The 15,222-nt window shown below is 63.9% G+C and carries 15 protein-coding genes and 1 tRNA gene; 7 read left to right on the top strand and 9 right to left on the bottom strand.

Annotated features, from left to right (window positions below):
* Positions 1–13 precede the first annotated feature (13 nt).
* The 6 genes from ACFI9K_RS22010 to efeU form a co-directional block, all read right to left on the bottom strand.
* Positions 14–655 (bottom strand): dihydrofolate reductase family protein, encoded by a 642-nt coding sequence (locus tag ACFI9K_RS22010; protein WP_462665473.1) that lies wholly within the window; start codon positions 653–655, stop codon positions 14–16.
* A gap of 102 nt (positions 656–757) precedes the next feature.
* On the bottom strand, positions 758–1,291 hold the full coding sequence (locus ACFI9K_RS22005; RefSeq protein ID WP_462665472.1) for an SWIM zinc finger family protein: 534 nt from the start codon (positions 1,289–1,291) through the stop codon (positions 758–760).
* A 1-nt stretch (position 1,292) separates the two neighbouring features.
* On the bottom strand, positions 1,293–3,023 hold the full coding sequence (locus ACFI9K_RS22000) for a DEAD/DEAH box helicase (protein WP_462665553.1): 1,731 nt from the start codon (positions 3,021–3,023) through the stop codon (positions 1,293–1,295).
* 370 nt (positions 3,024–3,393) lie between these two features.
* Complete coding sequence (efeB, locus tag ACFI9K_RS21995; protein ID WP_462665471.1) at positions 3,394–4,644, bottom strand: iron uptake transporter deferrochelatase/peroxidase subunit; 1,251 nt, start codon at positions 4,642–4,644, stop codon at positions 3,394–3,396.
* Entirely contained in the window at positions 4,625–5,764 is a 1,140-nt protein-coding gene (gene efeO / locus ACFI9K_RS21990) for an iron uptake system protein EfeO (RefSeq protein WP_462665470.1), read from the bottom strand. The genes efeB and efeO overlap by 20 nt, the downstream gene beginning before the upstream one ends.
* Before the next feature lie 14 nt (positions 5,765–5,778).
* The gene (gene efeU, locus ACFI9K_RS21985; RefSeq protein ID WP_462665469.1) at positions 5,779–6,660 is read right to left on the bottom strand and encodes an iron uptake transporter permease EfeU; all 882 of its coding nucleotides are present in this window, start codon (positions 6,658–6,660) and stop codon (positions 5,779–5,781) included.
* 175 nt (positions 6,661–6,835) lie between these two features.
* Between efeU and ACFI9K_RS21980 the strand changes: the two genes are divergently transcribed.
* The 7 genes from ACFI9K_RS21980 (at position 6,836) to ACFI9K_RS21950 (ending at position 12,833) form a co-directional block, all read left to right on the top strand.
* Complete coding sequence (locus ACFI9K_RS21980) at positions 6,836–7,558, top strand: lytic transglycosylase domain-containing protein (protein WP_462665468.1); 723 nt, start codon at positions 6,836–6,838, stop codon at positions 7,556–7,558.
* An 87-nt stretch (positions 7,559–7,645) separates the two neighbouring features.
* Positions 7,646–8,932: a phosphopyruvate hydratase gene (gene eno, locus ACFI9K_RS21975; RefSeq protein WP_462665467.1), complete on the top strand. Its 1,287-nt coding sequence runs from the start codon at positions 7,646–7,648 to the stop codon at positions 8,930–8,932.
* Between the two features lie 36 nt (positions 8,933–8,968).
* The gene (locus tag ACFI9K_RS21970) at positions 8,969–9,676 is read left to right on the top strand and encodes an FtsB family cell division protein (protein ID WP_462665466.1); all 708 of its coding nucleotides are present in this window, start codon (positions 8,969–8,971) and stop codon (positions 9,674–9,676) included.
* Positions 9,673–10,203 carry a DUF501 domain-containing protein gene (locus ACFI9K_RS21965; protein ID WP_462665465.1) on the top strand — a complete coding sequence of 177 codons (531 nt, stop codon included), beginning with the start codon at positions 9,673–9,675 and terminating at the stop codon, positions 10,201–10,203. The genes ACFI9K_RS21970 and ACFI9K_RS21965 overlap by 4 nt, the downstream gene beginning before the upstream one ends.
* On the top strand, positions 10,200–11,144 hold the full coding sequence (locus ACFI9K_RS21960; protein ID WP_032391668.1) for a Ppx/GppA phosphatase family protein: 945 nt from the start codon (positions 10,200–10,202) through the stop codon (positions 11,142–11,144). The genes ACFI9K_RS21965 and ACFI9K_RS21960 overlap by 4 nt, the downstream gene beginning before the upstream one ends.
* Positions 11,145–11,260: 116 nt before the next feature.
* Positions 11,261–12,712: a short-chain fatty acid transporter gene (locus tag ACFI9K_RS21955; protein ID WP_462665464.1), complete on the top strand. Its 1,452-nt coding sequence runs from the start codon at positions 11,261–11,263 to the stop codon at positions 12,710–12,712.
* 44 nt (positions 12,713–12,756) lie between these two features.
* Positions 12,757–12,833 (top strand) — tRNA-Leu (locus tag ACFI9K_RS21950).
* 274 nt (positions 12,834–13,107) lie between these two features.
* Here ACFI9K_RS21950 and ACFI9K_RS21945 read toward each other — a convergent pair.
* The 3 genes from ACFI9K_RS21945 to ACFI9K_RS21935 form a co-directional block, all read right to left on the bottom strand.
* Positions 13,108–13,965, bottom strand: a complete 858-nt coding sequence (locus ACFI9K_RS21945; RefSeq protein ID WP_462665463.1) for a ZIP family metal transporter — start codon at positions 13,963–13,965, stop codon at positions 13,108–13,110.
* A gap of 115 nt (positions 13,966–14,080) precedes the next feature.
* Complete coding sequence (locus ACFI9K_RS21940; protein ID WP_462665462.1) at positions 14,081–14,773, bottom strand: DedA family protein; 693 nt, start codon at positions 14,771–14,773, stop codon at positions 14,081–14,083.
* On the bottom strand, positions 14,770–15,222 hold a 453-nt coding region (locus ACFI9K_RS21935; protein WP_462665461.1), incomplete at its 5' end, for a phosphatase PAP2 family protein. The genes ACFI9K_RS21935 and ACFI9K_RS21940, both read right to left, overlap by 4 nt.

Here is a 15,222-nt window from a genome sequence, read left to right as displayed (position 1 = left end):
CGAGAGCTTGCTGCTACTTGCGCCAGAACAGGTGATGAGTCACACCACTGGTGCTGGGGACGGTCTCGTGCTCGAATCTGTCGTTCAACTCGTCGGGCGAATCCCACAGCTTCAGGCCGGAACCGAACTCGATGGGCGCGACAGCGATGTGCATGGTGTCGACGAGATCGGCGTCGAGGAATTCTCGAATGCTGGTGACGCCACCGCCGAGGCGCACGTCCTTGCCGTCGGCTGCATTCTTTGCTTGCTTCAGCACCTCGGCGGGTTCACCGTCGACGAAGTGGAATGTTGTGTCGGACAGGGTGATCGATGGCCGCTGGTGGTGGGTGAGTACGAAGACGGGAGTGTGGAACGGCGGCTCCTCGCCCCACCAGCCCTGCCATTCATGGTCGGCCCACGGTCCGCGTTGTGGTCCGAACTTGTGTCGGCCCATGATTTCGGCACCGATGTTGTTGGCGAAGTCGCGGGCGAAGTAGTCGTCGAGACCGCGGTTACCGCTCGAACCGGCGTTTCCAGGAAAGCTGGCGGTGCCGAAGAACCACTTCATCAGTGCCAGATGATCGAGCCCGAATGGGTTCTCGAGGCTCTGGTCGGTCCCCGCAGCAACCCCATCGCTCGAGATGGTGAAGTTCTGTACCCGAACGAGCTGTGCCATGTGTGCTCCCTGTATCGATGACGACGATGTACGACGTGTAGACCGAACCGTAAGCGCAAACTCATCGCTGCATGGAATCAGTCCGATGTCTCATGTCGTCGATTATCGAACTGCGAAGTACTCGGCCGGATCGAGCGCGTCGAGTGCAGTCCACCGCTGCGGGACTGCCGCGGATTCGTCGCCGCTGTCGGACGTGGTGAGGACATCGAGGGCGAGGCGTGGCTCGTCGTCGATACGCCGTGCCATGTAGTAGAAGACGGCGAGGACATGAATACATCGACCGGAGTTGTCGGGGCACGTGCACTCGACACGGGTCAGCACCGGTACGGGTGAATGACCCAGTTCGGTGCAGGCGCGGTACATCTCGTCGGTGAGCACGGTCCGAGAATGGACTCCGATGGTGCTCGAAGCCAGTTCGGAAATCGGTGCCACGTCGATCGACACCTCGGGAGTTGTACGCCCGTGTGCGACGGTTCCTCGGATACTGCCGGCACCGATCGTCACCTCCACTTTTCCGCCCTTGGCGAGCGCGCGGGCGCGCGGCAGCCGTGGGTCGGGGCGGGTCACCCGCAGCGGCTGGGCGAGCCGGACCCAATCGCGGCCCCATGCTGTGTAGCCGAAGTCGTCGTCTGCCATGTCAGCGAGTTCGCTTGCGGCGCAGGGTTTCGACGAGTCGGTCGTCGTTCATTTTGGCCAGTTCGGCAACGCCGGACATGTCGGCGACATCGGACAGCGTCGATTTCCGCGAGTGCATGGCTGCGATGTGCTCCTCGATGGTGGTGTCGGTGGTCAGCGTGGTGATGGTGACGGTGCGGGTCTGCCCGATGCGATGGACTCGATCCGAGGCCTGCGCCTCGGCGGCTGGATTCCACCACCGGTCGAAATGAATGACGTCGGCCGCGCGAGTCAGTGTGAGTCCGGTGCCGCCGGCTTTCAGGCTGAGGATCAGCACCCCCGGTCCGTCGTCGGTCTGGAAGCGACGGACCATCTCCGCACGTTGTTCCTGATTCAATCCACCGTGGAAGAACGGTACCGACTTCTCGAACTGCTCATCGAAGTGCCGGACGAGAAGCTCGCCGGTTTTCCTGTATTGGGTGAAAATCAGTGTGGGCGAATCGGTGTCGAGATTGTTGGCCACGATGTCGGTGCACAGATCGAGTTTGCCCGACCGCCCGGACAGCTCTTCGGTATCACCGGTGATCAGGGCCGGGTGATTGCAGACCTGTTTGAGAGCTGTCAGCGCCGCCAGCACTCGGGCCTGGCGCTGTACGCCATCACCGAAACCGTCGTCGATCGCTTGATCGAGGACTCGGTCGTACAGCCGCTGCTGTTCCTCGGTGAGATCGCAGATCAGATCGGCGTGGATCTTCGGCGGAAGAGATCCGGCGACCTGAGACTTCTTTCGCATCAGGACAACCGGTTCGGTGGCCGCGCGTAGCCGAACAGCGGCGGCACCGGATCCGTCCGCTATCGGCTTGATGAATCGACGCCGGAACTGCGTCTTGTTCCCGAACAAGTGTGGTGCGACGAGATTGAGCAACGCCCAGAATTCCTCGAGATGATTCTCGACGGGCGTCCCGGTCATCGCAATGGTCGCGTCGGAATCGATGACTCGTGCGGCCTTCGCGATCTGGGTGCGCGGATTCTTGAGCACCTGGGCCTCGTCGAACACTGCTGTAGCCCAACGATGATCAGCGAGTTGTGTACCGTGCATGCGCAACGTCGGATAGCCGGTGAGGACTATCGTTCTCTCGCCCACGTCCGGCACAGGCCCGCCGCGCCAGATCACCGCGGACAGGTCCGGTGCGAATCGAGCGATCTCGTGTGCCCAGTTTCCGACCAAGGACGTGGGGCTCACCACCACCTGTGGGCCCTCGTCCGCGCGCCCGACGAGGTAGCCGATCGCCTGCAGCGTCTTGCCGAGCCCCATCTCGTCGGCGAGGACCGCACCGCCGTGTGCTGCGACGGTCTCCCGGAGCCAACTCACGCCGCGCACCTGGTAGGGCCGAAGTTCGGCGTCCAGCGCGGTGTGCAGTTCGGCGGCAGCGGCCGTCGTACGACGAAAAACGGCTACGGCGTGCTGTGCCGACGTCACCGCTCTACCGGTGGCGTCGGGAATCGCATGACCGGCGATCGGCACGGCACAATCGCCGCCCGCCAGGAGCGTCCGCCACACATCGACCGTGGAACCGGGAGAGTCGACGGCGACGTCGGCCAGTCGATTGGACTCGATGAGTGCGCAGGCGACGTCGGATACCTCGAAACCGGAAAGGTCCGATGTCGGAACCACCAGCGGGATGATCTGGGCATCGCCGACGGGCGGTGGAGCTCCGACTGTGCCGGACGTCCAGGTCCACAGGGCAAACATGTGACGATCGACGAGGTAGGTCGCGTGAGTATCGGCAGTCTGGGGGAGGGGCATGAATCCCTTCGAGAAGCAGTCGGCGACGAATCCGAACCGCTAGAACTTAAGCAGACCGCGCAATTCTGTCAAACTCGAAAAACTTCCGAAAATTGTTGTCAAATAACGGAATTTGTGACCTTCACTCGAAAGTTGACATTCTGAAAGTGTGGTGTTCTCGGCTGGACTCGGGGCCGACCAGCTTGCGTCCAGACAACCGCCCTCGTCCCTCGGTTCGGGATCAATGTGGGTTTCAGTCGGTCAGAGTGCAACAGAGGCGCATTGATCCCAACCAGGGGGGCGCTCCATTGACGCGGGCGGGGGTGGTCGGGCGGGCCTACTCGAACAGGGTCGAACCCCAGTATTCGGATTCTCCGACGCCGGGTGGGCAGGCGAACACCGCAGAGCCGACGTGTTGGATGTATTCGTTCAGTGCGTCCTTGCGGGACAGTGCCAATTGCATCGGGACGAATTGGGTCAGCGGATCGCGGCAGTAGGCGATGAAGAACAGTCCGGCGTCGAGGTGTCCGAAGCCGTCGGAGCCGTCGGTGAAGTTGTATCCCCGACGTAGGAGTTGAACGCCGCCGAGGTTTTCTTTCGACGCCAGACGCACGTGTGCGGTCTTGTCGATGAAGGTGCCTTCGGGGCCCTGTGACTCGAAATCGAGTGCGTCGAATTCGTCCTTCTGGCCGAGCGGTGCGCCGGTTCCCTTGCTGCGCCCGATCACTCGCTCTTGTTCTTTCAGCGTGGTGCGGTCCCACGATTCGATGAGCATGCGGATGCGGCGTGCCACGAGGTAGGAACCGCCGGCCATCCAGTCCTGATCGTCATCGGAAGCAACCCACACGTTCTCGTCCAGCATCGACGGATCCTCGGCCTTGAGGTTGGCCGTTCCGTCCTTGAAACCGAACAGGTTTCGCGGTGTTGCCTGGGTGGTCGAGGTGGACGACGTGCGTCCGAAGCCCAGTTGCGACCATTTCACCGAGACAGTGCCGAACCCGACGCGAGCGAGATTGCGAATCGCGTGGACGGCCACCTGGGGATCGTCGGCGCAGGCCTGGATGCAGAGGTCGCCGCCGGAGCGTCGAGGATCGAGGTTGTCGGCCGGAAAATGCTGTAGATCGGCAAGCGATGCAGGCTTTTTCGCGGCCAGATCGAATCGGTCGAACATCGACGGACCGAATCCGATCGTCAACGTCAGCGACGACGCCGCCAGGCCGAGTGCTTCGCCGGTATCCGACGGCGGGTTGTACTGACCACCGTCGACCGCGCCACCGTCGAACGTCTCCTCACCCTTGGTGAGTCGCTCGGCCATCAGCGTCCACTTCTTCAGCAGCGCAATGAAATCGTCGCGAGAGTCGGTGGTGATGTCGAATGCGACGAAGTGCATACGATCCTGCGCCGGGGTGACGATCCCGGCTTGGTGGTCGCCGCGAAATTCGACGACGTCCGACGCGGGGGCCTCGGCTCCGGAGGCGGTCGCATGCCCCGCCAGGGCTCCGGCTCCGACGAGTGCAGCACCGGTCCCGACGGCACCGAAGAGGCGCCGCCGGGAGAAGTGCCCGGTCTTACTGTCCGGCAACGACACCCTGCACCTGACTCACTTCGGCGGACAACGCGTCGATCTTGTTCGAGAGTTCCTGGCGCTGGGGTTCGGTGACGGTGTCGTAGAAGACGAAGCCGTCGCCGCTGCGGTACTTGGCGAGTTCGGCGTCGAGTTCTGCGAAGCGTGCGTCGATCGCGGTGCCCAATTCGGCGTTGCGCTCGTCGAGGATGGGACGCACTGCGGCGATGGCTGCCTGCGAGCCGTCGACGTTGGCCTGAAAATCCCACAGGTCGGTGTGCGAGAAGAAGTCCTCTTCACCGCTGATCTTGGTCTTGGCGACCTCGTCGAGCAATCCCTGTGCGCCACCGGCAACCTGGATGGGGTCGATGGTGAAATCGTCGGCCTTGATCTTGTCTGCGAGTTCGGTGATGTCGGCCTCGAGCTGATCGGCCATCGCATTGGTGTCCGGCTGCAATCCCTGCGCCCACAGGTCTTTCTCGATGCGGTGGAATCCGGTCCACTCGGCACCGGGCTCGACGTCGGGCTCACGCAGGTCGATGCGCGGATCTAGATCGTCGGGGAAGCTCTCGGCCACGGGCTCGATGCGCTCGTAATAGCTACGCGCGATGGGAAACTGGGTCTTGGCGGCGGCGACGTCGCCGCTCTTGACGGCGGCGACGAACGATGCCGTGGTCTCCTGCAATGCGTCGATCTGGCTGACGACGTACCGCTTGTAGCCGGACGCGGCCTCGGTGAGGAGCCCGTCCTCACCCGCGGTGCGGACAGAGTCGCCGGTGACGACGTAGTCGGCGCGGATGCCGTCGCCCACCATGCCTGCCTTGCAAGCAGTTTGGTAGATGCCGGGGTCGGGCAGCGCGACGATGAGCTGACGCGTCAGGCCGGGGCCGATGTTCTCGACCTCACCCATGACGCGGTCGCCCTCGCCGTAGACGTAGAACTCGGTGACCTTGCTGCCGTTGTTGGTGATCTGGAAGGTCGAGTTACCGGTGGTGCCCTCGGTTGCGCTCACGTCGCAGGAGGACTCGGTTGCGGTGACGGCGATATCGCCCGCAGCGGCCTCGGTGGAGGACTTCTCGGTGCATCCGGCAAGTACTACGGGCAGAACCGCGACCGCGGCCAGAGCGTAGGTGGAACGACGCATGATGGTGGTGCCTTTCAGGAGTTCTGCAGTACGGGCTCGGGAGCCGCGGGAACGCGGACCGGGCGGAGGAAGAGGAACAACACGACGACGATGTAGAGCACCCAGGCGATCGCTTGGAACACAGTGGGTTCGGGGCGGAAGTTGAAGATGCCGCCGAGCACGGTGCCGTACCAACTCGAGGCGTCGAAGTGAGCGCTGATGTCGAAGGCGACAGCGCTGCCGCCGGGCAGAACTCCGCCGATCTGCAGCGCTCGGATGCCGTAGGCGAGGATTCCGGCGGCAACCACGATGAGGAAGATGCCGGTGTACTTGAAGAACACGGCGAAGTTGATGCGGACGGCACCGAAGTACAGGAACACCGTCAATATTGCGGCGACGACGATGCCGAGCAGGAGACCGAGCAGCGGCCAGAGGCTGCCGTTGGTGTTCTCGGCGTAGCCGACCATGAGCAGTGCGGTCTCGACGCCTTCACGTCCGACGGCGAAGAACGAGAGCGTGAGCACTGCAGCAGGACCGACGGTCAGTGCTTTCTCCATGTTCGCCCGCAGTTCGCCGGAGATGTTCTTCGCGGCGGTGCGCATCCAGAGCACCATGGCGGTCACGATGAGCACGGCGACCAGTGAGGCCGCGCCCGCGATGATTTCGGCGGTCAGTCCGGTGACCGTGGAGGTGCCGTAGTGGATGACGAAGAAGATCGCCGCAACCATGGCGACGGCGAGGCCCACTCCCAGCCACACCCATTTCAAAGCGTCGCGCCGATGCGCTTTGACGAGGAACGCCACGAGAATCATGACGACGATTCCCGTTTCGAGCCCCTCGCGGAGACCGATCAGACCGCTGCCGAACATCTGGGTGGCGATCGATGGCGCAGATCCTGCGGCAGCCAGTACGGACACGGATGGTGCTCCTGTTGCATCGAACATTGGTACGCCTTGCCTCGCGAAGGGTAGGCGACCCTCATGCGTGAAGGTTGACAGAAACATACACCCTGCAACCCGGGGAGAATGCACGGAGAGCAGGGATTTTATCGGCCTTTAGCTTTCTATTACCTTCCGTGTGCAGGATGGTGAGGTGATCTCACGAATCTGCGTGCTCGCCACCGCGTCGGTCCTCCTTGCCGTCACGGCGTGCAGCGCGGGCGAGCCTCAACGCGAGATCCCGGAAGGAATCCCGCCGGGCCCGGGAACCGAAGTGCCGATCATCGACTTCAATGCCCCCGGCCGGACGGCTGATCTGCTCATTGCCTGGGCCGAACCGCAGACCGAAGCGTTGGGCATATCGGTGACGGCTCTCGCGTCGTACGGGCACGCCGCCGCGATCATGGCCGAGACGGATGCGGACTGCGGAATTGCGTGGACGACGCTGGCAGGTATCGGCTACATCGAGAGTCGGCACGGCACCTACCAGGGATCTTCCGTACAACCGGACGGTCTCGTCACGCCGCCGATTCGCGGCATTCCGCTCGACGGCGGACCGGGAGTCGCCGAGATCCCGGACACCGACGGCGGGGCGATGGACGGCGATGCCGAGTTCGATCGTGCGATGGGACCGATGCAGTTCATCCCGGAGACGTGGAAGAAGTGGGGAGTCGACGCCAACGGCGACGGCATCGCAGATCCGGACAACATCGACGACGCTGCTCTGACGGCAGCGCGTTATCTCTGCGCCCGCGGCGGTGATCTGCGTACGGCTCGGGGATGGGAGAGTGCGTTGATGGCCTACAACCTCTCAGGTCAGTATCTCCGCGACGTGCGCGATCGAGCAGCCGCGTACTCGGTGGGCACCAGGCCGTAGAACTCCGTGCATCGCGGGGTGGCCGGGGGAGCGGCTAGTCTTGCACCCGGCACAGTCCGCCGGTCCCCGTTACTAGGAGAAGCATTCGTGGCCATCATTGAGCAGGTCGGAGCTCGCGAGATCCTCGATTCCCGTGGCAACCCCACGGTTGAGGTCGAGGTCGCATTGGACGACGGGACGTTGACCCGTGCAGCCGTCCCCTCCGGCGCATCCACCGGTGAGCACGAGGCCGTCGAGCTTCGTGACGGCGGAGACCGCTACGGCGGCAAGGGCGTCGAGAAGGCCGTGAACGCGGTGCTCGACGAGATCGCACCCGCGGTCATCGGCCTCGACGCCATCGAGCAGCGCACGGTCGACCAGGCTCTGCTGGATCTCGACGGCACCCCCGACAAGTCTCGTCTCGGCGCGAACTCCCTGCTGGGTGTGTCGCTCGCTGTCGCGAAGGCCGCTGCGGAGTCCACCGGACTCGAGCTCTTCCGCTACCTCGGCGGCCCGAACGCACACATCCTCCCCGTGCCGATGATGAACATCATCAACGGCGGCGCACACGCAGACAGTGGCGTCGACGTGCAGGAATTCATGATCGCTCCGATCGGCGCGGCCAACTTCAAGGAGTCGCTGCGTTGGGGTGCCGAGGTCTACCACTCACTGAAGTCGGTGCTCAAGGCCAAGGGCCTGTCCACCGGACTCGGTGATGAGGGCGGCTTCGCTCCCGATCTCGCCGGCACCAAGGCAGCTCTCGACCTGATCCTCGAGGCCATCGGTAAGACCGGCCTCAAGCCCGGCCAGGACGTCGCGCTCGCGCTCGACGTGGCAGCCACCGAGTTCTACACCGCGGGCACCGGCTACGCCTTCGAGCGTGAGACCAAGTCCGCCGAGGAGATGTCGGCCTTCTACGGCGAGCTCGTCGACGCCTACCCGCTGGTTTCCATCGAGGATCCGCTCGACGAGAACGACTGGGACGGCTGGGTTGCGCTCACCGAGTCGATCGGCGACAAGGTTCAGCTCGTCGGCGACGACCTGTTCGTCACCAACCCCGAGCGTCTCGAAGACGGCATCGTCAAGGGCGCGGCCAACGCGCTGTTGGTCAAGGTCAATCAGATCGGCACGCTGACCGAGACGCTCGACGCAGTCGATCTTGCGCACCGCAACGGCTACAAGACCATGATGAGCCACCGGTCCGGCGAGACCGAGGACACCACCATCGCTGACCTGGCAGTTGCCGTCGGCAGCGGCCAGATCAAGACCGGTGCCCCCGCTCGAAGCGAGCGCGTGGCCAAGTACAACCAGTTGCTGCGAATCGAAGAAGCTCTGGGCGACGCGGCGCGTTACGCCGGCGAGCTGGCTTTCCCCCGGTTCAATTACGAGGGATAGCACGCAGGCACGTATCGCACGAAGTGGAGAGCAATGATGGCACGGCGCGGAAGGTCCGGGACCAGTCCAGGTGGACGTGATCCCCGACCCCGTGGCCGCTCCTCCTCTTCGGGTCGGCCGAAGGCCGGGGGCGTCTCTCGAGACGAGGACGCCTCCGGTCGGCAAGCCACCCCGCCGGAGCCGTCGGAGCAGGTGCGCGACGCGGTCGTCGGCGGGAAAGCCGCTCCCCGGCGAGTGGGCGTTCGTAGGCCCAAAATGCCCGAGCGGACGTTCTTCGGTCTGTCCACCGGCCGAGCAGTTGTCCTCGGTGTCGTGGTGTGCGCACTGGCGTTGACTCTCGCGGTTCCGCTGCGCACCTACTTCTCGCAACGCAGCGAGCTCGAGTCCGTGATGGCCGAGCGCGCCGCACTGGAGAACGACGTACGCACACTCCAGACCCAGAAATCTCAGCTCGACGAGCCATCCCGCATCGCAGCCGACGCCCGTGAGCGCCTGCGATTCGTCATGCCGGGGGAAACGCCGTACCAGGTGCAGTTGCCCGGCGACTACGGAAAGACCCCGGAGCAACTCGCAGACGACACCACACCGACGGGGCCGTGGTACTCGGACCTGTGGAACACCGCGGTTCAGCCGCAGGGATCGGACGAGCCTGCGGAGCCGACGTCGGCACCGATGCCCGTCGTACAGCCAGAACCCGCTCCGGCCCCGCCGGTGCCAGAACCAGAAGGAGGACCCGTCGGGTGAATTCCTCGGCAGTCTCGCAGGAAGATCTCGATGCGGTCGCATCGCAGCTCGGACGTGAACCGCGTGGCGTACTCGAGATCGCGTATCGATCTCCGGACGGCAGGCCGGGTGTGGTGAAAACTGCCCCGAAGCTGCCCGACGGTACGCCGTTTCCCACCCTGTTCTATTTGACCGACCCGCGGCTCACGGCCGAGGCCAGTCGACAGGAATCGGCCGGAGTCATGCGGGAGATGACCGAACGTCTCGGTACCGATCCCGAACTGGCTACCGCCTACCTGCGTGCGCACGAGTCCTATCTGGCCGAGCGCAACGAGATCGAATCTCTCGGAACGGACTTCACCGGCGGCGGCATGCCCGATCGGGTCAAGTGCCTGCACGTGCTGATCGCCCATTCGTTGGCCAAGGGCCCGGGCGTCAACCCGCTCGGCGACGAGTCGGTTGCGCTGGCAGCCGAGAATTCGTTGCGCGGCAAAGCTATTCCGGCCGATTGGCCGACCATCGATGAACTACGTGCGGAGAAATCATGACCAGGGTTGCAGCAATCGATTGCGGCACCAACTCCATCCGCCTGCTCGTCGCCGACAACAACGGCAAGTCGCTCGCCGACGTCGCCCGTGAGATGCGCGTGGTGCGGCTCGGGCAAGGCGTCGACGCGACCGGAGCCTTCGTGCCCGAGGCCATCGAGCGCACCCGTGTTGCGTTGGTGGAGTACGCGGAGATCATTCGCAAGACCGGAGCCACCGCGGTGCGCATGGTCGCCACCTCCGCCACCCGTGACGCATCCAATCGAGAGGACTTCTTCTCGATGGTGCGTGAGGTACTCGGCAAGGTCATTCCCGGGGCCGAGGCCGAGGTGATCACCGGCGACGAAGAAGCGCGGCTGTCCTTCGCCGGTGCGGTCGGTGAACTCGACTCTGCTGCAGGGCCTTTCCTGGTCGTCGATCTGGGTGGCGGTTCCACCGAGCTGGTACTGGGCGATGCCAAAGGCGTGAAGGCAGCGTTCTCGGCGAACATCGGCTGCGTCCGGTTGACCGAGCGGTTCCTGCATTCGGATCCTCCCACCGCAGACGAGATCAACGGTGCGCGTGAGTACGCCCGCGAGAAGTTGGCGGAGGCGTTCGAGGACGTGTCGATCGGCGACGCGTCGAGCTGGGTGGGTGTCGCCGGCACGATGACGACCATCGCGGCCATCGCCAAGGAACTACCCGAGTACGACGCGGACGCGGTGCACCTCTCGCGGGTGCCGTTCGATCAGCTCTTCGAGGTGTGCGAGCGACTCATCGGCATGACCCACACGCAGCGAAGTGCATTGGGCCCCATGCACCCCGGACGGGTCGACGTCATCGGCGGCGGAGCAATCGTATGCAGCGTGCTCGCCGAAGAGTTCGAGCGACGCGGTGCCGTGAGCTCGTTGACGGTCAGTGAGCACGACATCCTCGACGGCATCGCGATGTCGATCAAGATCTGATCTGCAATTCTGCAGATGCGGTCTGCGGCGATGTAGGTTGCATCGCTACACCTTTCGGTGAAGCCTTACAGGTGCTGTGGCCCACGTCACGGCTCCCTTCGAGGTGAGGACCACCGATGACGTCACCCGCCGAGCAGGCACCCGCCGAGCAGGCCCCGGCCGAGAAAGGTCTGGCGCGCGTAGCGCAAGCGCTCGCCAAGGGAACCGAGAAGTGGTTTCCCGACGCGTACATCTTCGCTCTCGTCGGCGTGGTGGTCGTTGCCGTTGCTGCCTTTGCCAACGGCTCGTCTCCACAGAATGTGGTCGACGCATTCGGTAACGGGTTCTGGGACTTGACTGCCTTCACGCTGCAGATGGCGATGGTCGTTCTCACCGGCTACGTCGTGGCCACTTCGCCGCCGGTCGCCAGATTGATCACCCGATTGGCGCAGGTGCCCAAGAGTTCCAGTAGCGCAGTCAGTTTCGTTGCGCTGCTGTCTTGCTCGGTCTCGTTCCTCAACTGGGGCTTGAGCTTGGTGTTCGCCGGTCTGCTGGCCCGAGCCATCGCGCGCCGTGATGATCTGCGAACCGACTACCGAGCACTCGGGGCTGCGGCATTCATGGGACTGGGAGCCGTCTGGGCGCTGGGAATGTCGTCCTCGGCTGCTCAGCTCCAAGCTACTGCGAAATCGCTTCCGGCGACACTTCTTTCGGTCACCGGTGTACTCGATTTCGGAACGACCATCTTTACGTGGCAGTCGTTGCTGATGTGCGCGATCATCATCGTGCTGACAGTCGTCATCGCCCACGTGTCTGCCCCCAAGGGTGCAGCGATCAAGACTGCCGCCGACATGGATGTCGATCTCGACGACACTGTGTCGGAGCCTGCTCCGCGTAGTCGACCGGGGGAGTGGCTCGAATACAGTCGCATTCTTCCGCTCTTTGTGGGCGCAATGACGCTGGGATGGCTTGTGTCTCAGTTGTTGACACTGCCGGTGCTGTCCGTGGTCAGTAGCCTGAACGGGTACCTGCTGGTGTTCCTGATGCTCGGGCTCGTGTTGCACGGCACCCCGCGGCGCTTCCTCGATTCGGTCAGCAAGGCAGTCCCCGCCACTGCAGGCATCCTGGTGCAGTTTCCGCTGTACGCCGCGATGGCCGCCATGCTGACCAAAGCGGAGGGCAGGGGAGGCGTCACGATCTCCGAGCATCTCGCCAACTTCTTCACCGACATCGGCAGCGGCGGCGGATTCGCTGTGGTCATCGCGATCTACACCGTCGTATTGGGCTTGTTCGTCCCCTCCGGCGGCGGCAAATGGCTGGTCGAAGCGCCGTACGTGATGCAGTCGGCGACGGACGTGCAGATGAACCTGGGCTGGACCGTCCAGATCTACAACGTCGCCGAGGCGCTGCCGAACCTGATCAACCCGTTCTTCATGCTGCCGCTGCTGGCCGTTCTGGGGCTGCGAGCACGAGATCTCATCGGATTCACGTTCCTGCAGTTCATTTTTCACTTCCCGGTGGTCCTGCTGCTCGTGTGGCTCCTCGGCATGACCTTCGACTTCGTGCCGCCGGTCATCCCCGCCCAGTAGCAGCCCGATATGATCGTCACCGCTGGAGCGAACCTCCAGCGGTGGCCCCTATAGCCCAATTGGCAGAGGCAGCGGACTTAAAATTCGCACAGTGTCGGTTCGAGTCCGACTGGGGGCACCAGAGTCCATATGGATCCAGATTTCTGCACCGGGACAGTGCTTTTCGGTGGTAGCGTGGACTTGCGCGGTCTTCCACGGATTTGAGTGGACAGCCGAGACAGCGGATTTCAGATCCGCTGATTTGCGTCATTTCTCTCGGATCCATTTGCATCTATGCAGGTCAGGGGCTTGAGGTGACGCTTCGGTTTCGTGCGGTGTCACGACACTGTCACAACTCGGTCCCTCCCGTCGGCTTACACCAAGCGTAGGTGCCCTCCGTGGGGCCGGTGGGGCGGTCACGCTCCGGCCGCGACGATGACGAAGTCGGTGGCAAACCCGAGAAACAGTCCCAGCAACAGGCCCCAGCAGGTCAGCTCACGGTGGCCAAGGGTGCGCGCAATAGCGAGCAACTGGATCACGACGTACAGAATCGACCCTGCTGCGAGTCCGAGGAATCCGACGGAGACGGCGTCGTTGACGAAGGACTGTCCGATCAGAGTTCCGACGAGAGTCGGTCCGCCGCCGATCAATCCGAGTGCGGCGAGGAACGGCCAACTCGGACGGTTGGACTGACCGGCCATCGGCGCTACGATCCCGAATCCTTCTGTCGCGTTGTGCAGACCGAAGCCGACGATGAGTAACACCGCAAGACTGATGTCCCCGCTGGCAGCGGACTGCCCGATCGCCAGACCTTCCGAAAAGTTGTGCAAACCGATACCGACGGCGATCAGCAGCGCCAATCGACGGGCAGCACTCACCCCATCGAGATGTCGATCGGTCATCTCGGTGAGTGCAGCGGCCCCCGGACCTGGCACACGCTCGTGCAGGGCAGTTCGAGGCCGAGACATCCACCGTTCGTAATAGACCAGGGCCATCAGCCCGACCGTGACGCCTGCGGCGACGACGACGGCGAGGCCGCCGAACCGCCACCAGCTCCCCGTGCCGTCCACCGCAGCGGCGGTCAACGCCGCCTCCACCGGCTCGGCGGCGTGTGCCAGAACATCCCACAGTAGGAATACCAGCACGCCGGTTGCGACGGCGTTGAGCAATGCCCGCACCTCTACCGGCACGTTACGCAACCGACCCAGCGGCAATCCGAGGAAAATGGTGAACCCGGCAACAGCCCCGAGTACAGCTATGTCGAGCGAGGTCATGAGTGTCACTTTTCTGTTGGACGTCGGGGCAGCAGGTGTAGATCGAGGACGTTCGACGGCGGACATGTCCACCAACAACGGTGCTCGAGTCGGCCCGGTCTGTCGAGGTGCGCGGTCATCCTTCGTTCAGTGTGGGTCGGTGAACGCCCGCATCCGGGTCGGGGCGGTGCCCGTGCCGAGGTGTTGTTCTGCGTGCTCTGGAACGGGAGCGCAGGTAGTTGACGGCGATCGGGAGTATCGACAGGACGACAACCCCGATGAGAATGACCTCGATGTGGTTGCGCACGAACGGGATTCCACCGAGTAGGTAGCCGAGCATCGGTACGCCGACACCCCAGACGATCCCTCCGATGATGTTGTAGACGAGGAACGTTCGGTATCTCATGCCCGACGCGCCGGCCATGACGGGTGCGAGTGTCCGGACGACGGGCACGAACCTTGCGAGTACGACAGTGCGTGCACCGTAGGTGTCGAAGAACGACTGCGCGCGGGCGAGTTGCGCAGGGCCGAGCCGTTTGGCACCGGGTCGATCGAAGACAGCAGGGCCGGCGGCGCGGCCGATCAGGTAGCCACATTGATCGCCGAGTACGGCTGAAATCGGCGCGGACACCAGGATCACCCACAATGGAACGAATGGGTCGACCTGCGCCACGAGCACTCCGGCGGTGAAGAGCAGAGAGTCGCCGGGGAGAAAGAACCCGATCAGCAGACCTGTCTCGACGAACAAGGCGACGAGCAGCCCGATCAACCCGAATGTCGCGACGAGCGTGCCCGGGTCGAGGACGCCGCCGGTCAATCCCGACGTCACAGCGAGATCCTGTTCATGAGCAGGCGAGGTGGCGTCGCATCGGTGGCGCCGCCGCCTGTGTCGAGCCGGTGCAGTGCGTAGCTGCCGAGGGTGACTGCGCAGGCTGCGAGGAGCGCGCCGGCGACAACGTCGGTGAGCCAGTGGACACCGAGATAGATCCGTGTGCACGCAACGGCAACGGCGATCGCGACGGCGATTCCGAGGAACAGTGTCCGTACCGCCCTCGATCGCCGCGTGCCTGCGAGGAGGGCGAGCATCATCGCCAGGGCAGCGGTCCCGGTGACGTGACCCGACGGGAAGGAGAAATCGGTTTCGAGCATCAGCTGGATCGACTGCGGCGGCCGCTCGCGTCCGACGACCAGTTTCACGATCGTGCACAGCATCGATGCCGAGCCGACGGTCGCCAGCATCACCAGCGCCGGGCCGTAGCGTTTGGTTCTCCACACCAG

It is taken from the genome of Rhodococcus sp. PSi06 (genome assembly GCF_054960675.1).
The sequence above is the reverse complement of the archived record's forward strand: the minus strand, read 5'-3'. Positions and strand labels throughout refer to the sequence as shown.